The following is a 20,418-nucleotide window of genomic DNA, read 5'->3' as shown; positions in this document are numbered from 1 at the left end:
TTCCATCACAGCCAACCGCAGGCAAGCCGGGAAATGTTTCGGTTTGTAGTCGTTGCGCCAGGCACTTCCTAGCCGTGCCGCGGGTGATGCAGCGAGACCAGGGTCATCAGCCCGGCGGCGGCGAAGTCGCCTTCCAGCTCGGCCAGCGAGGCAGTGCTCATCGGCAACGGATCACGCCGGTTGCCATGCACCAGCAGACCGCCCAGCGCTCCGACCAGGGGCTGGTGGCTGACCAGCAGGAGATTGCGCTCGCTGCGCTCGTCGAGGAAACCGAGCACCTCGCGCGGATCGTCGTCGGGGGTCAACCAGGGGGCGGTGCCGACCGGCTCGACCAGGCCCAGTGCCTCGCGCACCAGCTCGGCGGTCTGCTGGGCGCGCACGTAGGGGCTGGCGAGAATCCCGTCCAGCGGCAACCCGGCCAGCCGCGCGGCGCTCTGCAGCACTTCCTTGCGTCCATGGGCGGTCAGGCGCCGCTCGGAGTCCCGGCTGGCGTGCGATTCGGCCTCGCCGTGGCGCAACAGCCAGAGCTTCACAACTTCGGCTCTTCGTCGCGCGCCGGGTGCGCGGCGGGCGGCACGCTGTGGGCGGCCTCGCCCTCGGCGGCGCGGGCGCTCGGCCAGTCGGCGAACGGCCAGGGTTTCTCGTCGCTGTGGAAGGTACCGAAACGGCCGATCTGCGCCAGGTACTGGCTGAGGCTATCGCCGAAAGCCATCAGGCTGCCGTTCGGCGCACCGTAGATCAGTCGGTAGACCAGCTGGATCACCACCACCGCCCCGAGGAGCAGTTCGGCGACCTGCCAGACCAGGACGAACAGCAGCATCCAGAGGATGCGGATGGCGATCGATTCGCGTGCTTGCGGGTCTGCGGACATGGCGGTCTCCTCGTCAGAAGCCGGTGGTGGGAATGAAATCGACGTCGGTCTTCGGCTCGCCGCGCATCAGCAGCTGGATGACCTGCGCCAGGGTGCGGCCTTCGAAGAGGATCGCATGGAGACCGGCGACCAGCGGCATGTACACCTGCATCTCGTCGGACTTTTCCTTGAGTACCTTGAGAGTGTTCACACCCTCCGCGGTCTCGCCCATGCGCGATACCGCCTCCTCCAGGCTGAGCCCCTCGCCGAGGGCGTGGCCGACCTGGTAGTTGCGGCTCTTCGGCGAGGAACAGGTGACGATCAGGTCGCCGACGCCGGCGAGGCCGAGAAAGGTCATCGGGTTGGCACCGAGCTTGACGGCGAACCGGGTCATTTCCGCCAGCGCCCGGGTAATCAGCATGCTGCGGGTGTTCTCGCCCATGTCCATCGCCGCGGCCAGGCCGGCCATGATCGCGTAGACGTTCTTCAGCGCACCGCCGAGTTCCACGCCGAAGCGGTCGCGGCTGGCGTAGACGCGGAAGGTGCGGCCGTGCAGGGCCGCCTGGACGCGGGCGCACAGCTCGTCGTCCTCGCTGGCGACCACCGTGGCGGTCAGCTCGTGCTCTGCGATCTCGCGCGCCAGGTTCGGGCCGGAAATCACCCCGATACGGGCTTGCGGGGCGATTTCCTCGAGAATCTCACTCATCAGTTTGAAGGTGTGCGCCTCGATGCCCTTGGTCAGGCTCACCAGCAGCTTGTCCGTCAATGCCGCCTGGTGTGGTTGCAGAACCTTGCGCAGGGCGCTGGAGGGCAAGGCGACGAAGATCAGTTGGCAATCGGCCAGGGTGCGCTCCAGGTCGGTGACCGGGTCGACCCCGGGATGCACCTTGACCCCTTTCAGGTAGCGCGGGTTCTCGCGTCGTGTGCGGATCGCCTCGGCCTGTTCCGGGTCGCGCATCCACTGGCGGACCGCCTGGCCGTTCTCGGCCAGCAGGTTGGCGATGGCGGTGCCGAAACTGCCGCCGCCGAGCACGGCAATCGGTTGCTGCTCTGTCATGATTCATCCATTTCTGGCCGCCACGCGGCAATCACGCCATTATACGGTCGGCCAGCCGGCCGACCAGTCTTGACGCCGGCGCTGGCAAAAGCCCGCGCCTCGTTTACCATGCCCGGGCCAGACAATACCTATCGAGAACAAGGTCGTTCCGTGCCCATCGCTTCGCGTGCTCCCGTCTCCCTGACCCTGCTGGCCCTGCTGTTCGGCAGCAAGCTCGCGGCCGCCGACCTGTTCAACGATCCCAGCGGCGTTCCCGAAGTATTGACCGCGACACGCCTGAAACAATCCCCGGCGGAAGTTCCCGGCAGCATCAGCGTGCTCGACCGCGAGCTGATCGTCGCCAGCGGCGCCCGCGACATTCCCGAACTGATGCGCCTGGTCCCGGGCATGATGGTCGGCTACCTGTCCGGCAACCAGCCCACGGTCAACTACCACGGCACCAGCATGTCGGGGGCGCGGCGCCTGCAAGTACTGATCGACGGTCGCTCGGTGTACCGCCCGGGCCTCGCCAGCGTCGACTGGAGCGACCTGCCGCTGGCCCTCGAGGATGTCGAGCGGATCGAAGTGTTCCGCGGTCCGAATACCGTCAGCTACGGCGCCAACGCATTGATGGGGGTGATCAACATCATCACCCGGGCCCCCGGCGAGTCGCCCGGCACGCGCCTGAAATACACCGCAGGCCAGCGCGGCATCCGCGACTGGTACGCCAGCCAGAGCATCGCCCTGGAAGACAGCGACTTCCGCCTGTCGCTGTCCGGCCAGGAAGACGACGGCTTCGACCACGACCACGACGGTCACGCCCTGCGCGACGGCCGCCGGCTCAGCCGCTTCAACCTCAACGCCAGCCACAGCCTGGCGCCGAACCAGAGCCTGGAGTGGCAACTGGCGGCCAAGGAAGGCTCGAACCAGCACCCCTACGCCTACCGCTCGCCGTTTCCCCAGGTTCCCGACGACGTCGACAACTCCGATACGCTCGCCCACGACTATGCCGGTTCGCTGCGCTGGAACGTCGACCTCGACCCACGCCACAGCTTCTATATACAAGGCTACGCGCAGCACTGGGAGCGCCGGCAGGAGTGGAACGCCTGCGAGGCGGGCATCGCCTTCAGCCCGCAACTGGCGCAACTCTGGGAACTGAACCCGGACTACCTGCGCAGGTTCGCCGACGATCCGACCCGGCTGCCGCCCGGCAGCGCCCAGGAGTTGCAACTGGCGACCCAGGTCCTCGACCAGCTACGCAACGGCGGACTGCGTCCGGTCTGCGGCCGGGTCGACCGCAACATCCGGGAAAGCCGCTACGACCTGGAGATGCAGGACACCCTCAGCCTGGGCGACAACCTGCGCCTGCTGAACGGCCTGAGCTACCGCTACGACCAGGCAAACTCCGAGACCTTCTACGGCGGCAGGGTCAGCAGCCAGATCTGGCGGCTGTTCAGCCAGTTGGAGTGGCATGCCGGCGAACACTGGCTGCTGCAGGGCGGCGGGATGCTCGAAGACGTCGAGGGCTCCGGCAGCTCGTTCAGCCCGCGGCTGGCGGTGAACTACCTGTTCAACCCCCAGCACAGCCTGCGCGCGGTCTATTCGGAGGCGGTGCGGTCGCCGGGCATGTACGAAAACGACGTCGACTGGCGCTACCGGGTCCGCCACCTGACACCGGCGCCCTACGGGCAGAGCGAAGCCTACTACTTCGCCAGCGCCCACGGCCCCGGCGACCTGGGCAAGGAACACACCCGTTCGCGCGAGATCGGCTACAACGGTTTTTTCCGCGAGACCGGGCTGGCCATGGATGTGCGCCTGTTCCACGAGGAAATCACCGGACTGATCAGCGATCCGCTCAGCGTCGTCGACTTCAGCCCGGACAACGGCGATCGCATCCGCTTCTCCGGCGCGGAAGGCCAGCTCGACTGGCGCCTGGGCCTGCGCGACCGCCTGCGCGCCACCTACGCCTATCTCGACTACGACGCCACCAGTCGCTACGACCGGCGCCTGACCGCCCGCCACGGCGGCTCGGCCGGCTGGATGCACGACTGGGGCCAAGGCTGGTCCAGCGCCCTCTTCTATTACGGCGACGATTCGCTCAATGGACATCGTTTCGAACGCGTCGACCTGCGCCTGGCCAAGCGCATTCCCCTGGGCAAGGCCGCCCTGGAATTGGCCGGCGTGCTCCAACAGCGTCTCGACGACCAACCGCTGACTTTTCCCGACAACCGCTACGACAGCCGCCACCTGCTCTACTTCAGCGCCGAGGTGACGTTCTAGATGCGTCGCTTGCGCCCCGCCCGTCGGGCTTTCCAGGCGCTGCTCGCGCTCGTCGTCTGCTGTCTCGCGCATGTCGGCGAGGCCGCGCAACTGGTCCTGGTCAGCGCCAACCAGGGGGCCGCGGTGAACGCCTTTCGCGACGCCCTGTCGCAGCGACGGCCGCAGGACCAGGTGGAACTGCGCACGCCCGCGGCCCTGGCGGAGGGGATGGTCTTCACCGACGACACCCGCCTGCTCCTGCTCGGCCCCGAGGCCCTGGCCTGGCGCCTGCGCCAGCACCGGGCGCCACCGACCCTGGCGCTGCTGCTCAACCGGGTCGATGGCCAGCGCCTGCTGCCAGGCGCCAACGGGCATGGCGGACACGGCGTCGGAGGGCTCTGCGTACTCTGGAGCGACCCGCCGGCGGCCCGCCAGCTCCGCCTGGCGCGCCTGATCCTGCCGGGCATCCAGCGCATCGGCGTGCTCTACGGCAAGGACAGCGAATTCCTCCTCGACGAGCTTCGTCGCGAGGCCCGCAGCCAGGGGCTCGAGCTGTTCGTCGCCAGCAGCAGCGGCAACGACGACCCGCGCCCGCTGCAGTTCCTGCTCGGCAATAGTGACCTGCTGCTCGGCATCGACGACAAACAGCTGTACAACTCGCAGAGCATCAAGAGCCTGCTGCTCGGCAGCTACGCCAAGAACCGCGCGCTGCTCGGACCCACCGCAGCCTTCGTCAAGGCCGGCAGCCTGGCGAGCAGCTACAGCGACCAGGAGGACTGGCTGGACACCCTCGACGAACTGCTCGGCCAGGCGCCCAGGCACTGGCCCCTCAGCCTCTATCCAGGGCATTTCAAGGTGCTCGGCAATCGGCAGGTAGCCCGCTCCCTGGGTATCGACCTGGCCAGCGACGCCGACCTCGGCCGGCGCCTCGCCGAAGGAGAAGAACCATGAGCCAGCGCCACGGCTGGGACATCCGTACCCGCATGCTGGCGATCAGCCTGGGCCCGGCGCTGTTGCTGACCCTGCTGCTCACCGCCTACTTCACCTACTCGCGCCTGCAGGACCTGCGCCAGGAACTGACCCATACCGGCCAGTTGATCGCCGACCAGTTGGCGCCGGCCGCCGAATACGGCGTGATCGCCGGCAACACGCCCGTGCTGCAGAAGCTGCTGCAGGCCACCCTCGACACCCCGCATGTGCGCTTCATCGAGGTACGCGACCGCAACGACAATATCCTGGTGTACGTCGAACAGTTGTCCGGCGCGTTGCAGAACGCCGCGCCGATCGACATCTTCCACTCCACCATCCAGCGCCAGCGCATCGCCCTGGCCAGCGACCCGCTGCTGGACGGCGCCAGCGAAGGCGACGGCCAGTCCGGCGAGGACTACCTCGGTCGGGTGGTGGTCGGCATGTCCAACGACGCCTTCAGCCAGCGGCAACAGGAAATCCTCCTGAAGGCCGCCCTGCTGGCCGCCTTCGCCCTGATCCTCACCTTCCTCGTCGCGCGCCGCCTGGCGCAGCGCCTGTCGGCGCCGATCAGTACCATGGGCCAGGCGGTCGAGGCGATCCAGAGCGGCGACTACAAGACCAGCCTGCCGATCCTCGACGACGGCGAGATCGGCGACCTGGCCCGTCACATCAACAATCTCGCCAGCGGGCTGGACCGCGCGAGCCGGGAACAGGAACAGGCGATCGGCCAATTGATCAGCGCCCGCGAGGAAGCGGAGCAGGCGAACCGGGCGAAGTCCGACTTCCTGGCGATGATGAGCCACGAGCTTCGCACCCCGATGAACGGCGTGCTGGGCATGCTGCAACTGCTGGAAACCACCGAGCAGACCCGCGAACAGGCCGAGTACACGGCGCTGGCCACCGAGTCCACCGAACACCTGCTGAAGGTCATCAACGACATTCTCGATTTCTCAAGGATCGAACGCGGCGCGCTGGAACTGGAGTGCATTCCCTTCAACCTGCTGGAACTGGTGCAAGGCTCCGCCCTGGTGTTCCAGCACAGCGCCCAGCAACGCGGACTGGCGCTGGAATTGCAGATCCAGGCCGGCCTGGAGAATATCGAGGTCTGCGGCGATCCGACGCGTATCCGACAGATCCTGGTGAATCTGCTGGGTAATGCGCTGAAATTCACCGAGGAAGGCGCCATCCATCTCAGCCTGGAGTGGCAGGCGCTCGATCACGACGTACTGTGGCTGACCTGCGCGGTGCACGACAGCGGCATCGGCATCTCGCCGGAACGCCTGGAACATATGTTCGACGCCTTCCAGCAGGCGGATTCGTCGATTTCCCGGCGCTACGGCGGCACCGGGCTCGGCCTGGCGATCGCCAGGACCCTGGCGGAACGGATGGGCGGCACCCTGCAGGCAGAGAGCAAGGAAGGCTCGGGATCGACCTTCACCCTGGAGATTCCGCTGCCCTTCCAGCAGTCGCCGGCGCACCGGCAGCAGGCCGCCGGCGACGCTGCCCCGATTGCCGCCGGTCAGGAAATCCTCCTGGTCGAGGACAATCCGGTGAACCAGACAGTCATAGAAGCCATGTTGCGCAGCCTCGGCTATCGCGTCACCCTGGTCGCCGACGGTATCCAGGCGGTGCGCAGCGCCGAGCGCCAGCGCTACGACGCGATCCTGATGGACTGCCGCCTGCCGGTGCTCGACGGCTACTCGGCGACACGGGAAATCAGGGCCCAGGAGAACGGCCGGCGGGTACCGATCATCGCCCTGACCGCCAACGCCCTGCAGGGCGATCGGGAGAACTGCCTGCAGGCGGGAATGAACGATTACCTGGCCAAGCCATTCAAACGGGCGGAATTGCAACGCATACTGCAACGCTGGATCGGCTCGCAGCCGGAACTCCCCGTGACGTCGAACGAAACCGGACGAGGGGAGCCGGAATGATCTACGACAAGGGCGGCAAGCGGACGCGGGAATAAAGTGAACATCTGTTCGCCGGACACTGTGACTTTCACCGCAACGCAACAGTCTATGACTAGGCTGCCGCTGCGACGCCGATACAATAACCCGGCGCGACGGCCGCTGGACGAACCGCCACAACCCTGCAGTTCAGGGATTTTTGAGGAGCTCGCATGACCAAACAACACGCCTTCACCCGAGAAGACCTGCTGCGCTGCAGTCGCGGCGAGCTGTTCGGCCCGGGTAACGCGCAACTTCCCGCCCCCAACATGCTGATGATCGATCGCATCGTTCACATCAGCGATGTCGGCGGCAAGTATGGCAAGGGCGAGCTGGTCGCCGAGCTGGATATCAACCCGGACCTGTGGTTCTTCGCCTGTCACTTCGAAGGCGATCCGGTCATGCCCGGTTGCCTGGGCCTGGATGCCATGTGGCAGTTGGTCGGTTTCTACCTCGGCTGGCAGGGCAACCCCGGCCGCGGCCGCGCCCTGGGTTCGGGCGAAGTGAAGTTCTTCGGTCAGGTTCTGCCGACAGCGAAGAAGGTCACGTATAACATTCATATCAAGCGCACGATCAATCGTTCGCTGGTCCTGGCCATCGCCGACGGCACCGTCAGCGTCGATGGCCGCGAAATCTACAGTGCCGAAGGCCTCCGCGTCGGCCTGTTCACCTCCACTGACAGCTTCTAAGGGTTATCCGCATGCGTCGCGTCGTTATCACCGGTCTGGGCATCGTTTCCTGCCTCGGCAATGACAAAGACACCGTTTCCGCCAACCTCCGTGCGGGTCGGCCCGGCATTCGCTTCAATCCGTCCTACGCCGAGATGGGCCTGCGCAGCCACGTTTCCGGTTCGGTCGACCTGAACCTCGAAGAGCTGATCGATCGCAAGGTCTTCCGCTTCATGGGCGATGCCGCCGCCTACGCCTACCTGGCGATGGAGCAGGCGATCAAGGACTCCGGCCTGACTCCGGAACAGATTTCCAACCCCCGCACCGGCCTGATCGCCGGCTCCGGCGGCGCTTCCACCCTGAACCAGATGGAAGCCATCGATACCCTGCGCGAGAAAGGCGTCAAGCGCATCGGCCCATACCGCGTGACCCGCACCATGGGCAGCACCGTATCGGCCTGCCTGGCCACGCCGTTCCAGATCAAGGGCGTCAACTACTCGATCTCCTCCGCCTGCGCCACCAGCGCGCATTGCATCGGCCAGGCCATGGAACAAATCCAGCTGGGCAAGCAGGACGTGGTCTTCGCCGGCGGCGGCGAAGAGGAACACTGGAGCCAGAGCTGCCTGTTCGACGCCATGGGCGCCCTCTCCACCCAGTACAACGAGACGCCGGAAAAGGCCTCCCGCGCCTACGACGCCAAGCGTGACGGCTTCGTCATCGCCGGCGGCGGCGGCATGGTGGTGGTCGAGGAGCTGGAGCATGCGCTCAAGCGCGGCGCCAAGATCTACGCCGAGATCGTCGGCTACGGCGCCACCTCCGACGGCTACGACATGGTCGCCCCGAGCGGCGAAGGCGCGATCCGCTGCATGCAGCAGGCGCTGGCCACCGTCGACGCGCCGATCGACTACCTGAACACCCACGGCACCTCCACCCCGGTCGGCGACGTCGCCGAGATCCGAGGCGTGCGCGAAGTGTTCGGCGACAAGGCGCCGGCCATCAGCTCGACGAAGAGCCTGTCCGGCCACTCGCTGGGCGCCGCCGGCGTACACGAGGCGATCTATTGCCTGCTGATGATGGAAGGCGGCTTCATCGCCGGCTCCGCCAACATCGACGAACTCGACCCGGAAGTGGCCGACCTGCCGATTCTCCGCGAGACCCGCGAGAACGCCAAGCTCGATACCGTCATGAGCAACAGCTTCGGCTTCGGCGGCACCAACGCCACCCTGGTCCTCAAGCGCTGGCAGGGTTGATTCCCTCCATCGCCGCATGAAGCGCCCTTCGGGGCGCTTTTTTGTACCCAGCGTTTCTTTACCCGAACTGCATGAACGGGCTAAACCTGGCGCCCCGCCTGCCGATAGAACTGATCAGCCCCGTCTCTCTCCTGCCCCCTGGAATCCGCCATCATGTCTTTGCGCAGTATGCCCATCGCGACCCGTGCCGCCCTGAGTTTCGCCCTGATCACCGCTCTGCTGGTCATCACCGGCATCTTTTCCCTGAACCGAATGGGTTCGCTCAACGAAGCCTCTTCGGACATCAGCGACAACTGGCTGCCTAGCGTCCGCGAAAGCGCCGAGTTGAACGTTCTGCTCGCCGAACTGCGGCAGGTGCAACTGGCCCATGTGCTGGCGGCGGACGACAGCAGCAAACGCTTCCTGGAAAGCCGCATGACGGAAATCGGCAAGGAACTGACCGATCGCGAGGGCGCCTACCAACGGCTGATCAGTGGTGCCGACGAGCGCTCGATCTACGAGCGCTACCTGGCTACCCGGCAGACGCTCCTGCAAAGCCAGCAGACCCTGGTGCAGATGTCGCGCAGCAAGCCGCTGGAAGAGACCCGCCAGTACACCGAAAGCACCTTGCTCGACCAGTACCGCGCCACCCAGCAGCAACTGCAGGCGCTGATCGACTTCAACGTCAAGGGCGCCAGCCAGGCCAGCCACACGGCCGATGAGGTCTATCACAGCGCCTTCGCCGCAGTGATCGGCGTACTGCTGGTCGCCGGCCTCGCTACCGTGGTACTGGCTTGGCTGTTCACCCGCAGCATCACCCAACCGCTCGGCGAGGCGCTGCGAGTGGCCGAGGTGATCGCTTCGGGCGACCTCACCAGCCGCATCGACACCTCTGGCCGCGACGAACCGGCCAAGTTGCTGGTCGCCCTCCAGGGCATGCAGGCACAACTGCGCCAGACCATCCAGCAGATCGGCAGCTCGGCGACCCAACTGGCCTCCGCCGCGGAGGAACTCAGCGCCGTCACCGAGCAGGGCAACCGCTCGCTGACCCAGCAGAACGACGAAATCCAGATGGCCGCCACCGCGGTCAACGAGATGACCGCCGCCGTCGAGGAAGTGGCGCGCAACGCCAGCTCCACCTCGGACGCCTCGTCCGCCTCCGAGCAATCGGCGCAGAACGGACGCCAGCGGGTACTGGAGACGGTCCAGGCGATCCGCCTGATGAGCGAAGAAGTGGACAATACCTCGGCGCTGGTCGGCGGCCTGGCGGAAAAGGCCCAGGACATTTCCAAGGTCCTCGACGTGATCCGCGGTATCGCCGAACAGACCAATCTCCTGGCGCTCAACGCGGCCATCGAGGCGGCTCGCGCCGGCGAGCAGGGCCGCGGTTTCGCCGTGGTCGCCGACGAGGTTCGCGCCCTCGCCCATCGCACCCAGGAATCCACCCGCGAGATCGAGCAGATGATCGCCAACATCCAGGAAGGCACCGGCGCCGCGGTCGGCGCCATGGACAGCAGCAGCGTACGCGCCCGCAACATGCTGGAGATCGCCGAAGCCGCCGGCCTGGCGCTGAACGAGATCGCCGAGCGGGTCGGCCAGATCAACGAGCGTACCCTGGTGATCGCCAGCGCCTCCGAGCAGCAGGCCCAGGTGGCCCGCGAGGTCGACCGCAACCTGGTGAACATCCGCGACATCTCGCTGCAGACGTCCGCCGGCTCCAACCAGACCGCCGCCGCCAGCCAGGAACTGTCGCAACTGGCCATCGACCTGAACAACATGGTCACCCGCTTCGTCGTCTGACCATGCCGTGCGCCGTCTCACGGCGGCGCACTTGCTGCGGTTGCCCAGCGTGGAGCCCGGGTTTTACCATGAAACCCGATCCTCTCCCCCCCGGAGCCGCCCTGATGGTCAAGCGCACCAGCCACAAGCAAGCCAGTTGTCCAGTCGCCCGCCCGCTGGACGTGATCGGCGACGGCTGGTCGATGCTCATCGTGCGCGATGCCTTCGAAGGACTGACGCGCTTCGGCGAATTCCAGAAGAGCCTCGGCCTGGCCAAGAACATCCTGGCGGCGCGCCTGCGCAACCTGGTGGAGCACGGCGTGATGGTGGCGGTCCCGGCCGAAAGCGGCAGTCACCAGGAATACCGCCTGACTGACAAGGGACGCGCGCTCTTCCCCCTGCTGGTGGCGATTCGGCAGTGGGGCGAGGACTATTTCTTCGCCCCGGACGAATCCCATGTCCGCCTGGTCGAGCGCGACAGCGGCCAGCCGGTGCCGCGCCTGCAGGTACGCGCCGGCGACGGCAGTCCGCTCGCCGCGGAAGATACCCGGGTCAGCAGGGACTGATCGAAGGACGAACAGGCTACCATCGGCATCCGCGCGTACGCCGCCAAAACGGCGGATAACCGCGGGCGGCTATTCGCCCTGCCGCACGCAGGCAACCCTTGCCCGGTAGAGCGAATGGCGCCCCCGCGTTATCCACGCGACACAAGAAAACCAGCGCTTTGCATGGCTCGCGCTCAGCGCACGTCGAAGGATTTCTCCGCCAGCAGGCGATCGCCCTGGAACACCATCAACCGCCATTCGCCCTTCACCACTTCGTGCGGCTCGGTGAATTCGTAGGCCATGACATCGGTCGGCGCGCCCGGCACCAGCTTCTGCACCACTTCGAACTTGTCATGCCGCTGGCCATCCGGAGTGACCACGCCCGGGGTGAGGTAGAGCAGCGTCAAAGGCGTATCGCCTTCCTGCTTGCCGCTGAGTTGATAACGCATGCCGAACTTGGTGCCGAGCTTGGCCGGGACTTCGGTGGTCTGCTGGATGTTCTGCTCGCTACGGGTCAATACCCGTTCGCCGGGCTGGAAATCCTGGTAGCGGCTTTCGAACACGCCATATTCGATGGGGCCGTCGATACGCACCTCGGCCTGCGCCGCCACGGCGACGCCGGCGCCGAGCAGGAAGACGGAACGACTGATGCAAGAACGGATGAAGGACATGACTCACTCCTGGATGGGACTGGCGCGAGCCTATGACGCCGGCATGACAGACTGATGACGAATCCGGGTTATTCGCCTCGCGGATCGGCGGGCTGGCGCGGCAGCACCGCCAGGAAGTTGTCCCGCGCCACCTGGCGAGCGACCTGCTCGGGCAAGGCGTCGAGGAACGGATCGAAGCTCGCCATCAACTCGGGCAGGCTGTCGAACTGGCCGACCACATCGGAACCGAGCATGAAGCGTTGCGGAAACCGCTCGACCAGTGCCAGCCACTGCGGGTCGGGCTTGCCCTGCTCGTCCAGCAGGTACGGGCGCAACACCGACCAGGACAGGTCGATGTAGAGGTTCGGGTAGCGCTGCAGCAGACGCCCAAGGGTCGGCAGGAGGAAGTCCAGTTTCTTCTGGTGGCGATGGATCTCCATGCTGGTCCCGGCATGGGCCCAGATGAACCGCACATGCGGGTGATTGCGCAGGGGCTCCTCGATTTCCGCCAGGTACAGCGGGTTGCGTTCGCGCTTGGAAGTGACGTTGGCGTGCAGCAACACCGGCAGGTCGAATTCGGCGGCCAGGTGATAGACCCGCGCCAGCGCCTCATTGTTGGCCCTCGGCACGTCGCCGTAGGTCAGCGCGGTGAGGTCGTCGTGCCGGGTAAAGATCTCGCCGATGCCCTGCCAGAGTCCCGGGTCCAGCTCCAGCATGCGACGGATGTGCGCGTCGGCGTTCTTGTCGGTCGGGTTGAAACCGGTCAGGAACGGATGCACGCGCCGCCGCTGCTCGGCTGGCAGGGATTTCACCGCCGCCGCCACGATCACGTCGGTGGCGCTGTACCAATAGGCTCCGGCATCGTCGCCAGCGTAGTAGCGCGGCCGCTTCGGCTCGTCCTCGTGCCATTTCTTGGCGACCGCGACGCCGCTGAGCATCACATGGTCGACCCGGCCTTTGTCCATCGCCTCCAGCAGGCGCGGCATGCCTTCGCTTTCCTGGAAGAAATCCACGTAGTGCACGTGAGCGTCGCTGTAGCGATAATCCCTGGCATGGGTCAAGGATGTCACCAGGGACAGGGCGAACAATGTCGAAAACAGGGCACGCGTACGGGGGCCAGCCATGGCATTCCTCCTGATAGGCCTGAGTGAACATAGACCGCAGCCGCTCGGCCAGGGTTCGCCGCTCCGCTGGCTGGCCCTGCTGTTCGGCCTGCTGGCCTGGCATGCCGGGGCTGGCGAACGGGTGATCTATCCGCGCCATTCCGAAGGGCGCAACCCCGAACCCTACGTCGTCGAGCTGCTGCAACTGGCGCTGGCCAGGAGCGGCGGCGACTACCGCCTGGAGCCCAGCGCGCAGCCCATGCCGCAGTCCCGTGCGCAACTGCGCCTGGAGCAGGACGATCCGGGCCTGCAGGTGATGTGGGCGCAGTCCCGCGACGACCTGGAAGAGACCCTGCTGCCGATCCGCATTCCGATCTATCGCGGCCTGATCGGCTGGCGCATTCCTCTGGTCAGCGCCGCCAACAAGGACCTCCTGGCCTCGGTGCGGACCCTCGACGATCTCCGCCGCCTGCGCTTCGGCCAGCGCCAGGACTGGGCCGACACACCGATCCTGCGCGCCAACGGCCTGGAGGTGAAGACCAGCCAGAGCTACGAGAGCCTGTTCCGCATGCTCGATGCCGGCCGCTTCGAGGTCTTCCCCCGCGAGGTCGTAGTGATCGACGGAGAACTGGAGGACGCCTCCCGCGCCGGGCTGCACCTGGCGATCGACCAGCACCTGGCCCTGCACTACCCCGCGGCCTTCTATTTCTTCGTTTCGCGTCAACGCCCGGAACTGGCCGAGGCCATTCGCCAGGGCCTGGAGAAGGCGATTGCCGACGGTAGCTTCGAACGGCTGTTCGAGCGACATTTCAAGACGCGGCTGGAAAAGCTTGCCCTTCGGCAGCGGAGAATAATCGAGCTGAAAAACCCCTATCTTCCAGGAAAAACTCCTTTTCAGCGCGAGGCACTCTGGTACCGGCCGTGAGCTAGAATGAGGCCTTCACGCCACCACCGATGCCCAGCATGTCCCGTACCACCCCGTACCGCCTCGACGACCAGATCGGCTTCATCCTGCGCCAGGCCAACCAGCGCTATGCAGCGTTGTTCGCCAATGGCATCGGCAACGGCCTGACACCCACCCAGTGGGCCGCCCTGGTCCGCCTCGGCGAGACCGGACCCTGCCCGCAGAACCAGCTCGGCCGGCTCACCGCCATGGACGCCGCGACCATCAAGGGCGTCGTCGAGCGCCTGGACAAACGGGGACTGATCCAGCGCAGCGCCGATCCGGACGACGGCCGGCGCCTGCTGGTCAGCCTCAGTCCTGCCGGACGCGCCGAACTCGAGGCCGGCCTGGCGGCCGCCCGCGAGATCAACCGGCAGGCCTTGGCTCCCCTCTCCCCGCAAGAACAGGAAACCCTGCGCGGGTTGCTCGCTCGCCTGATCTGAGGCCATTGCGGTCTATCTTTTTTTCCGCGTTACGTCGTCCGGAGCTGCGCCTTTCGTCGTAGCGGCCTGCCATTGACAGTTCGCCGCAGGCATCCATAACATGTTTGTATACAAACAAATTCCCGCAGAGCCGCACGCTACCAGGCACGGCCGACGGGACATCCGCCTGATGAACAGCCATGCCCCCGGCATGGGGAGAAACCGCCATGAGCGATGCCCTTGCCCTGACCGTCAACGGTCAGTCCCTGCGCCTCGATGTCGCCCCCGATACCCCCCTGCTCTATGTCCTGCGCAACGACCTGCAACTGAACGGTCCCAAGTTCGGCTGCGGCCTCGGCGAGTGCGGGGCCTGCACCGTGCTGATGGATGGCGTCGCCACCCGCTCCTGCATCACCCCGGTGGAGGCCGCCGTGGGCCGCCAGGTGGTTACCCTCGAAGGACTCGGCGATGCCGCCCATCCGCATCCGCTGCAACAGGCCTTCATCGACGAACAGGCCGCCCAATGCGGCTACTGCATCAACGGCATGGTGATGACCGCCAAGGCGTTGCTGGATCGCAACCCGAACCCCAGCGACGGCGAGATCCGCCAGGAATTGGCCTACAACCTGTGTCGCTGCGGCACCCATGTGGAGATTCTCAAGGCCGTGCGGCGTGCCGCCGAGAGCCTGAAGGAGCGTCAGGAGGAGCACCCGGCATGAGCCTGGCCAATCCCTCGCGACGCGGCTTCCTCAAGGCCGGCGGCCTGCTGCTGGTCACCGTCAACCTGCCCGCCCCGCTACTCGCCCTCGCCGAGCAGGGCGCCACCGACCTGCCGCTGGACCAGGTCGACTCGTTCATCGCCATCGCCGCGGACGGCAAGGTCACCGCCTTCTGCGGCCACGTCGACCTTGGTACCGGCATCCGCACGGCACTGGCGCAGATCGTCGCCGAAGAGTTGGACGTCGCGTTCGAGCAGGTCGAGATGATCCTCGGCGACACCCGTCGCACACCGGACCAGGGGCCGACCATCGCCAGCGCCAGCATCCAGGTCAGCGCCGTGCCGCTGCGCCAGGCCGCCGCCGAAGCCCGGCGCTTCCTCCTGCGCCAGGCCGGAAGCCATTTTCCGGTGCATCCGGACAGCCTGCGCAGCGAAAACGGCCAGGTCTTCGCCGCCGCCAATCCGCAGCGACGGATCGGCTACGGCGAGTTGCTGCGAGGCCAGCGCTTCAACCTGAACATCGACGGCAAGGCGCCGCTCAAGCCGCGCAGCGAGTACCGTCTGGTCGGCAAGCCGGTGCGTCGGGTGGACATCCCGGCGAAGCTGACCGGTCAACTGACCTATGTCCATGACATGCGCCTGCCCGGCATGCTGCATGGGCGAGTGGTACGCCCGCCCTATACCGGCGCGGATGTCAGCGCCCCGCTCGGCAGCGGCCTGCTGGCGGTGGACGAAAGCTCGGTCGCCGGGCTGCCGGGGCTGGTCAAGGTGGTCGTGATCGGCGACTTCGTCGGCGTGGTCTGCGAACGCGAGGAGCAGGCGATCCGCGCCGCGCGCCAGCTCAAGGTGCGCTGGAAGGACTGGCAGGGCCTGCCGCCGCTGGAACCCGACCAGCTCGAGGACACGCTTCGCCGGCATCCGAAGAAGCCACGCACGCTGCACGACTCGCCCGGTCTCGAGCAGCACCTCGCGGGCATCGCCCGGCCGCTGTCGGCCACCTATGTCTGGCCCTACCAGTTGCACGCCTCCATCGGCCCTTCCTGCGCCCTCGCCGAGGTCGATGCGCAGCGCGCTCGCGTCTGGTCCGGCACGCAGAACCCGCACGACCTGCGCAACGACCTGGCCAGGCTGCTGCAGCGCGAGACCGGGGACATCGAGGTGATCCGCATGGAAGCCGCCGGCTGCTACGGACGCAACGGCGCCGACGACGTCAGCGCCGACGCCGTGCTTCTGGCGCAGGCGGTGGGCCGGCCGGTGCGGGTACAACTGATGCGCGAACAGGAACATGGCTGGGAACCGAAAGGCACCGCGCAACTGATCGAGGTCCGCGGCGGTCTCGACGAGCAAGGCCGGGTGGCGGCCTACGACTTCGCCACCTGCTACCCCTCCAACGGTGCGCCGACCCTGGCCCTGCTCCTCACCAGGCGGATCCCGGCCACCCCGCAGGTGGCCGACATGGGCGACCGCACCGCGATCCCGCAATACCGCTACCCGCGGATGCGGGTGGTGGCCAACGACGCCGCCCCCATCGTCCGCGCGTCCTGGATGCGCGGCGTCTCGGCGCTGCCGAACGTGTTCGCCCATGAGTCCTACGCCGACGAACTGGCGCACCTGGCCGGCATCGACCCCATCGCCTTCCGCCGCCGCTACCTGGACGACCAGCGCGCCCTGGCGCTGATCGACGCCCTGGTCGCCCGCGCCGGCTGGCAGCCACGCACCTCCCCCAACCCAGAGGCGCGCCGGGACGGCTTGCTGAAGGGACGCGGCTTCGCCTATGCGCGCTACTTCCACAGCAAGTTTCCCGGTTTCGGCGCCGCCTGGGCCGCCTGGATCGTCGACGTCGAGGTGAACCCGGAGAACGGCGCGGTGCGCGTCGCCAAGGTCTGGGTCGCCCATGACTGCGGGCAGACGGTCAATCCCGATGGGGTCAGGCACCAGGTCCACGGCAACGTCATCCAGTCCACCAGCCGGGTACTCAAGGAGTTCGCCACCTTCGACCGCCGCGGCGTCACCAGCCTGGAATGGGGCGGCTACCCGATCCTCGGCTTCCCCGAACTGCCGGAGATCGACGTGCTGCTGCTCGACCGCCCCGAGCAGCCACCGATGGGCGCTGGCGAGTCAGCCTCGGTGCCCAGCGCCGCGGCCATCGCCAATGCGATCTTCGACGCTACCGGAGCGCGCCTGCGACAGGTGCCGTTCACTCCGGAACGCGTACTCGCGGCGCTGCGCAGCGCGCAGGCCTGATCCTTTTCCCCGGGGCGCCGCGGCGCCCCGCGCAGTGGATGACTGACAGATGAAGAAGGCAACACGCATCGGCCTCTGGGCCTCCGGCAGCCTCGTCGCGCTCGCCGCCATCGCCCTCGGCTACGCCTGGCAACCGGCCATCGCGCCACTGGAAGGCACACCCGGTCCCTTCAGCGCCGAGCAGATCGCCCGCGGCGAACGCCTCGCCGCCCTCGGCGACTGCGCGGTCTGCCACACTCGCGAAGACGGCCCGCGCAACGCCGGCGGACGGGCCTTGCCGACGCCGTTCGGGACGATCTACAGCAGCAACCTCACGCCGGATCGCGCGAGCGGCATCGGTGGCTGGTCCTACCCCGCCTTCGAGCGGGCCATGCGGCATGGCGTGGCCCGCGACGGCAGCTATCTGTATCCGGCGTTCCCTTACACCGCCTTCACCAGGACTCGCGACGAAGACCTGAAGGCCCTGTACGCCTACCTGATGAGCCAGCCGGCGGTGCACAGCGAAACGCCTGCCAACCAGTTGCCGTTCCCCTTCGACCAACGCCAGCTGATGGCCGGCTGGAACCTGCTGTTCCTGGAGCCCGGCGCCTACCGCGACGAGCCGACGCGCAACCAGCAATGGAACCGCGGCGCCTATCTCGCCGAAGGCCTCGGCCATTGCAGCGCCTGCCACTCGCCGCGCAACGCGCTCGGCGCGGAAAAGTCCGGCAGCGCGCACTTCGCCGGCGGCGAGGCGGAGGGCTGGACCGCGCCAGCCTTGAACGCCAGTTCGCCGGCGCCCATCGCCTGGAGCGAGGAGGCCCTCTACGCCTACCTCCGCCATGGCTATTCGGCCTACCACGGGGTCGCCAGCGGGCCGATGGCGCCAGTGGTCGGCGAAGGCCTGGCCAAGCAGTCGGACGAGGACCTGCGGGCCCTGGCCCATTACCTTGCGTCCTACGCCGCTGCCCCGGCCGGGGAAACCGATCAGCAACAGGCGCAACGCCTCGACCGGCAGGGCTACGGCCGCGTGCAACCGCCCAGCGGCAGCGGCGCGCGCCTGTTCGCCGGGGCCTGCCTGGCCTGCCATCATGACGGCGACGGGCCGCGCTTCTTCGGCGTGCGTCCATCCCTGGCGCTGAACAGCAATGTGCATGCGGACAGCCCGGACAACCTGCTGCGGATCATCCTCGACGGCATCCACAGCCCGGCCACCGGCGACCTCGGCTATATGCCCGGCTTCCGCCATAGCCTCGACGACCGGCAAGTCGCCGCCCTGGCCAACTACCTGCGCGAGCGTTTCGCCGGCAAGCCCGCCTGGCCGGACCTCGCGGCCAAGGCGGCAAGCCTGCGCCAACAGGCGGCGCCCTGAAGCATGCGGCTCAGTTGGGCAAGCGCAGGGAGCGGGCGAAGCAACCGGGGGTCTGGCCGAAATGACGCTGGAACAGGCTGATGAACGCCGAGGTGGAGTCGTAGCCAAGGTCGCTGGCCACCCGCGTCACGCTGGCGCCCTCCTCCAGCGCGGCGACCGCGTTGAGCAGACGCAGGCGCTGGCGCCACTCGCGAAACGACAACTGGGTCTGCTCGCGGAACAGCCGCGCCAGGGTCCGTCGGGAAGCCCCCACCAGTCCCGCCCAATCCGAGATGCCGCGCGGATCGGCGGGATCCGCCTGTAGCGCGTCGGTGATCCGGCGCAAGCGCGGGTCGCCAGGCAACGGCAGGTTCAGCGGCGCCTCGCGAAGGCGCCCGACCTCATCGGCGACCACCTGCATGAGACGCTCGGCCTCGCCACCCGGCGGATATTCACGGGGAAATTCCGCCGCCCGCAGTAACAGTTCGCGCAGCAGGCCGGACACCTCCAGTACCCGGCAACCGCCGGGCAGCGAACGATCCAGGTAGAGACTGCGGAACAGCACAGGGTTGCAAGCCTCCGCGGCGTGCCGGACGCCCGGCGGAATCCACAGCGCCCGCTGCGCCGGCACCAGATAGCTGTGCCGCTCGGTGCTGGCGCGCAAGGTGCCGCTGGCGGCGTACATCAGTTGGCCCCAGGGGTGGTCGTGCATCTCCACCCGGTGCCCGGCGGGCATCTCGAAGGCGCGCAGGTACACCGCGCAGGGCAGGCTGCGGAATCGCGGCAGCTCGCGTTCTTGTCCCGTTTGCGGCATCGGTTGTCCCCATCCGTCGAGTGAGCGGTGCGTGGCCGATGGTAGCGTGTGGCTCCCCATAGACAAACCGGAGCCACGCCATGAGCAGTCATCGCCCGCAACATCGCCTGTCCGTTCCCGATATCCAGCGCCGCAAGGGTGCCGGCAGCCTGGTGGCGCTGACCGCCTACAGCACGCCCATGGCCCGCCTCCTCGATCCGCACGCCGACCTGCTGCTGGTCGGCGATTCGCTGGGCATGGTGCTCTATGGCATGCCCAGTACCCTGGGAGTGAGCCTGGAGATGATGGTCGCCCACACCCTGGCGGTGATGCGCGGCAGCCGGCGCGCCTGCGTGGTGGCCGACTTGCCGTTCGCCAGCTACCAGGAATCGCCCCGACAGGCGTTCCGCAACGCCGCACGCCTGCTGGCCGACAGCGGCGCCCAGGCGGTGAAGCTGGAAGGCGGTGAGGAAATGGAAGAAACCGTGGACTTCCTGGTACGCCGTGGCATACCGGTGCTCGCCCATATCGGCCTGATGCCGCAGCAGGTCAACGCCATGGGCGGCTTCAAGGCCCAGGGGCGTGACCCGGAAAGCGCCGAACGGGTACGCCGCGACGGCCTCGCCATGCAGCGCGGCGGCGCCTTCGCGGTGGTCATCGAAGGCGTAGGCGAGCCGCTGGCCCGTCGCCTTAGCGAAGAACTGGCGATCCCCTGCATCGGTATCGGCGCCTCGCCGGCCTGCGACGGCCAGGTACTGGTCAGCGAGGACCTGCTCGGGCTAAGCGGCGAACAGGTACCGCGCTTCGTCGAACGCTACGCGCGCCTCGACCGGGAAATCGACGAGGCGGCCCGGCGCTTCGCCGAGGACGTGCGCGAAAGGCGCTTCCCCGAGGCCAGGCATTGCTTCGCCATGCGCGAGTGAGCCGGCGG

General features: G+C 67.3%; 19 protein-coding genes. 13 read left to right on the top strand and 6 right to left on the bottom strand.

All coding sequences use genetic code 11. From position 1 onward, the window contains the following. Positions 1 to 68: 68 nt before the first annotated feature. From sixA to HMPREF2914_RS23225, 3 genes are read right to left on the bottom strand one after another with little or no spacing between them, the layout of a single operon-like run. Positions 69 to 533 (bottom strand): phosphohistidine phosphatase SixA, encoded by a 465-nt coding sequence (gene sixA, locus HMPREF2914_RS23235; RefSeq protein WP_003087483.1) that lies wholly within the window; start codon positions 531 to 533, stop codon positions 69 to 71. Continuing rightward, entirely contained in the window at positions 530 to 871 is a 342-nt protein-coding gene (locus tag HMPREF2914_RS23230; RefSeq protein WP_003097882.1) for a DUF4389 domain-containing protein, read from the bottom strand. The genes sixA and HMPREF2914_RS23230 overlap by 4 nt, the downstream gene beginning before the upstream one ends. Positions 872 to 884: 13 nt before the next feature. Further along, positions 885 to 1,907 carry an NAD(P)H-dependent glycerol-3-phosphate dehydrogenase gene (locus HMPREF2914_RS23225; protein WP_003109958.1) on the bottom strand — a complete coding sequence of 341 codons (1,023 nt, stop codon included), beginning with the start codon at positions 1,905 to 1,907 and terminating at the stop codon, positions 885 to 887. Between the two features lie 150 nt (positions 1,908 to 2,057). Between HMPREF2914_RS23225 and HMPREF2914_RS23220 the strand changes: the two genes are divergently transcribed. From HMPREF2914_RS23220 to HMPREF2914_RS23190, 7 genes are all read left to right on the top strand, one after another. Continuing rightward, positions 2,058 to 4,166, top strand: a complete 2,109-nt coding sequence (locus HMPREF2914_RS23220; RefSeq protein ID WP_003109959.1) for a TonB-dependent receptor plug domain-containing protein — start codon at positions 2,058 to 2,060, stop codon at positions 4,164 to 4,166. A 171-nt stretch (positions 4,167 to 4,337) separates the two neighbouring features. Beyond that, positions 4,338 to 5,096, top strand: coding sequence for a hypothetical protein (locus HMPREF2914_RS23215; protein ID WP_003140145.1), 759 nt, complete (start codon positions 4,338 to 4,340; stop codon positions 5,094 to 5,096). Beyond that, positions 5,093 to 7,048, top strand: a complete 1,956-nt coding sequence (locus HMPREF2914_RS23210) for an ATP-binding protein (RefSeq protein WP_003109961.1) — start codon at positions 5,093 to 5,095, stop codon at positions 7,046 to 7,048. The genes HMPREF2914_RS23215 and HMPREF2914_RS23210 overlap by 4 nt, the downstream gene beginning before the upstream one ends. A 188-nt stretch (positions 7,049 to 7,236) precedes the next feature. Continuing rightward, positions 7,237 to 7,752 carry a 3-hydroxyacyl-[acyl-carrier-protein] dehydratase FabA gene (fabA, locus tag HMPREF2914_RS23205; RefSeq protein ID WP_003087475.1) on the top strand — a complete coding sequence of 172 codons (516 nt, stop codon included), beginning with the start codon at positions 7,237 to 7,239 and terminating at the stop codon, positions 7,750 to 7,752. 11 nt (positions 7,753 to 7,763) lie between these two features. Further along, positions 7,764 to 8,981 carry a beta-ketoacyl-ACP synthase I gene (fabB, locus tag HMPREF2914_RS23200; protein ID WP_003087471.1) on the top strand — a complete coding sequence of 406 codons (1,218 nt, stop codon included), beginning with the start codon at positions 7,764 to 7,766 and terminating at the stop codon, positions 8,979 to 8,981. 153 nt (positions 8,982 to 9,134) lie between these two features. After that, positions 9,135 to 10,760, top strand: coding sequence for a methyl-accepting chemotaxis protein (locus HMPREF2914_RS23195; RefSeq protein ID WP_003109962.1), 1,626 nt, complete (start codon positions 9,135 to 9,137; stop codon positions 10,758 to 10,760). A gap of 104 nt (positions 10,761 to 10,864) precedes the next feature. Next, on the top strand, positions 10,865 to 11,305 hold the full coding sequence (locus tag HMPREF2914_RS23190) for a biofilm oxidative stress transcriptional regulator BosR (protein WP_003087468.1): 441 nt from the start codon (positions 10,865 to 10,867) through the stop codon (positions 11,303 to 11,305). Positions 11,306 to 11,478: 173 nt separating this feature from the next. Here HMPREF2914_RS23190 and HMPREF2914_RS23185 read toward each other — a convergent pair whose 3' ends face one another. Together HMPREF2914_RS23185 and HMPREF2914_RS23180 are read right to left on the bottom strand one after the other, a co-directional pair. After that, a complete protein-coding gene (locus HMPREF2914_RS23185) occupies positions 11,479 to 11,955 on the bottom strand; it encodes a DUF3859 domain-containing protein (RefSeq protein WP_003087466.1) in 477 nt (158 codons plus the stop codon). A 68-nt stretch (positions 11,956 to 12,023) separates the two neighbouring features. After that, positions 12,024 to 13,058 (bottom strand): amidohydrolase family protein, encoded by a 1,035-nt coding sequence (locus HMPREF2914_RS23180; RefSeq protein WP_003140148.1) that lies wholly within the window; start codon positions 13,056 to 13,058, stop codon positions 12,024 to 12,026. On the opposite strand from HMPREF2914_RS23180, the gene HMPREF2914_RS23175 reads away from it, so the two are divergent. From HMPREF2914_RS23175 to HMPREF2914_RS23155, 5 genes are all read left to right on the top strand, one after another. Next, the gene (locus tag HMPREF2914_RS23175; RefSeq protein WP_003140149.1) at positions 13,057 to 13,962 is read left to right on the top strand and encodes a substrate-binding periplasmic protein; all 906 of its coding nucleotides are present in this window, start codon (positions 13,057 to 13,059) and stop codon (positions 13,960 to 13,962) included. The two genes, HMPREF2914_RS23180 and HMPREF2914_RS23175, sit on opposite strands and share 2 nt — an antisense overlap. A 38-nt stretch (positions 13,963 to 14,000) precedes the next feature. Beyond that, positions 14,001 to 14,423 (top strand): MarR family winged helix-turn-helix transcriptional regulator, encoded by a 423-nt coding sequence (locus tag HMPREF2914_RS23170; protein ID WP_020751151.1) that lies wholly within the window; start codon positions 14,001 to 14,003, stop codon positions 14,421 to 14,423. A 206-nt stretch (positions 14,424 to 14,629) separates the two neighbouring features. After that, positions 14,630 to 15,121 carry a (2Fe-2S)-binding protein gene (locus HMPREF2914_RS23165; protein ID WP_003140151.1) on the top strand — a complete coding sequence of 164 codons (492 nt, stop codon included), beginning with the start codon at positions 14,630 to 14,632 and terminating at the stop codon, positions 15,119 to 15,121. Further along, positions 15,118 to 17,364 carry a xanthine dehydrogenase family protein molybdopterin-binding subunit gene (locus tag HMPREF2914_RS23160; protein WP_023091994.1) on the top strand — a complete coding sequence of 749 codons (2,247 nt, stop codon included), beginning with the start codon at positions 15,118 to 15,120 and terminating at the stop codon, positions 17,362 to 17,364. Before HMPREF2914_RS23165 ends, HMPREF2914_RS23160 begins: the two co-directional genes overlap by 4 nt. 49 nt (positions 17,365 to 17,413) lie before the next feature. After that, a complete protein-coding gene (locus tag HMPREF2914_RS23155) occupies positions 17,414 to 18,715 on the top strand; it encodes a c-type cytochrome (RefSeq protein ID WP_023091995.1) in 1,302 nt (433 codons plus the stop codon). 10 nt (positions 18,716 to 18,725) lie between these two features. On the opposite strand, the gene HMPREF2914_RS23150 is transcribed toward HMPREF2914_RS23155, so the two are convergent. Beyond that, positions 18,726 to 19,508, bottom strand: a complete 783-nt coding sequence (locus HMPREF2914_RS23150) for an AraC family transcriptional regulator (protein WP_003087451.1) — start codon at positions 19,506 to 19,508, stop codon at positions 18,726 to 18,728. 80 nt (positions 19,509 to 19,588) lie between these two features. Between HMPREF2914_RS23150 and panB the strand changes: the two genes are divergently transcribed. Continuing rightward, positions 19,589 to 20,410: a 3-methyl-2-oxobutanoate hydroxymethyltransferase gene (gene panB / locus HMPREF2914_RS23145; RefSeq protein ID WP_003087450.1), complete on the top strand. Its 822-nt coding sequence runs from the start codon at positions 19,589 to 19,591 to the stop codon at positions 20,408 to 20,410. The last annotated feature ends 8 nt before the right edge of the window (positions 20,411 to 20,418 follow it).

Source organism: Pseudomonas sp. HMSC067G02, assembly GCF_001813485.1.
Lineage (GTDB): Bacteria > Pseudomonadota > Gammaproteobacteria > Pseudomonadales > Pseudomonadaceae > Pseudomonas > Pseudomonas aeruginosa.
This window is presented reverse-complemented; position numbering and strand designations above follow the sequence as displayed.

What these genes read in the sequence shown, in the direction of transcription:
- HMPREF2914_RS23210 (WP_003109961.1), top strand. Translation starts at nt 5,093, where the DNA reads ATGAGCCAGCGCCACGGCTGGGACATCCGTACCCGCATGCTGGCGATC.
- HMPREF2914_RS23165 (WP_003140151.1), top strand. Translation starts at nt 14,630, where the DNA reads ATGAGCGATGCCCTTGCCCTGACCGTCAACGGTCAGTCCCTGCGCCTC.
- panB (WP_003087450.1), top strand. Translation starts at nt 19,589, where the DNA reads ATGAGCAGTCATCGCCCGCAACATCGCCTGTCCGTTCCCGATATCCAG.
- fabA (WP_003087475.1), top strand. Translation starts at nt 7,237, where the DNA reads ATGACCAAACAACACGCCTTCACCCGAGAAGACCTGCTGCGCTGCAGT.
- HMPREF2914_RS23190 (WP_003087468.1), top strand. Translation starts at nt 10,865, where the DNA reads ATGGTCAAGCGCACCAGCCACAAGCAAGCCAGTTGTCCAGTCGCCCGC.
- HMPREF2914_RS23175 (WP_003140149.1), top strand. Translation starts at nt 13,057, where the DNA reads ATGGCATTCCTCCTGATAGGCCTGAGTGAACATAGACCGCAGCCGCTC.
- fabB (WP_003087471.1), top strand. Translation starts at nt 7,764, where the DNA reads ATGCGTCGCGTCGTTATCACCGGTCTGGGCATCGTTTCCTGCCTCGGC.
- HMPREF2914_RS23180 (WP_003140148.1), bottom strand. Translation starts at nt 13,058, where the DNA reads ATGGCTGGCCCCCGTACGCGTGCCCTGTTTTCGACATTGTTCGCCCTG.
- HMPREF2914_RS23195 (WP_003109962.1), top strand. Translation starts at nt 9,135, where the DNA reads ATGTCTTTGCGCAGTATGCCCATCGCGACCCGTGCCGCCCTGAGTTTC.
- HMPREF2914_RS23155 (WP_023091995.1), top strand. Translation starts at nt 17,414, where the DNA reads ATGAAGAAGGCAACACGCATCGGCCTCTGGGCCTCCGGCAGCCTCGTC.
- HMPREF2914_RS23185 (WP_003087466.1), bottom strand. Translation starts at nt 11,955, where the DNA reads ATGTCCTTCATCCGTTCTTGCATCAGTCGTTCCGTCTTCCTGCTCGGC.
- HMPREF2914_RS23160 (WP_023091994.1), top strand. Translation starts at nt 15,118, where the DNA reads ATGAGCCTGGCCAATCCCTCGCGACGCGGCTTCCTCAAGGCCGGCGGC.
- HMPREF2914_RS23170 (WP_020751151.1), top strand. Translation starts at nt 14,001, where the DNA reads ATGTCCCGTACCACCCCGTACCGCCTCGACGACCAGATCGGCTTCATC.
- HMPREF2914_RS23230 (WP_003097882.1), bottom strand. Translation starts at nt 871, where the DNA reads ATGTCCGCAGACCCGCAAGCACGCGAATCGATCGCCATCCGCATCCTC.
- HMPREF2914_RS23150 (WP_003087451.1), bottom strand. Translation starts at nt 19,508, where the DNA reads ATGCCGCAAACGGGACAAGAACGCGAGCTGCCGCGATTCCGCAGCCTG.
- HMPREF2914_RS23225 (WP_003109958.1), bottom strand. Translation starts at nt 1,907, where the DNA reads ATGACAGAGCAGCAACCGATTGCCGTGCTCGGCGGCGGCAGTTTCGGC.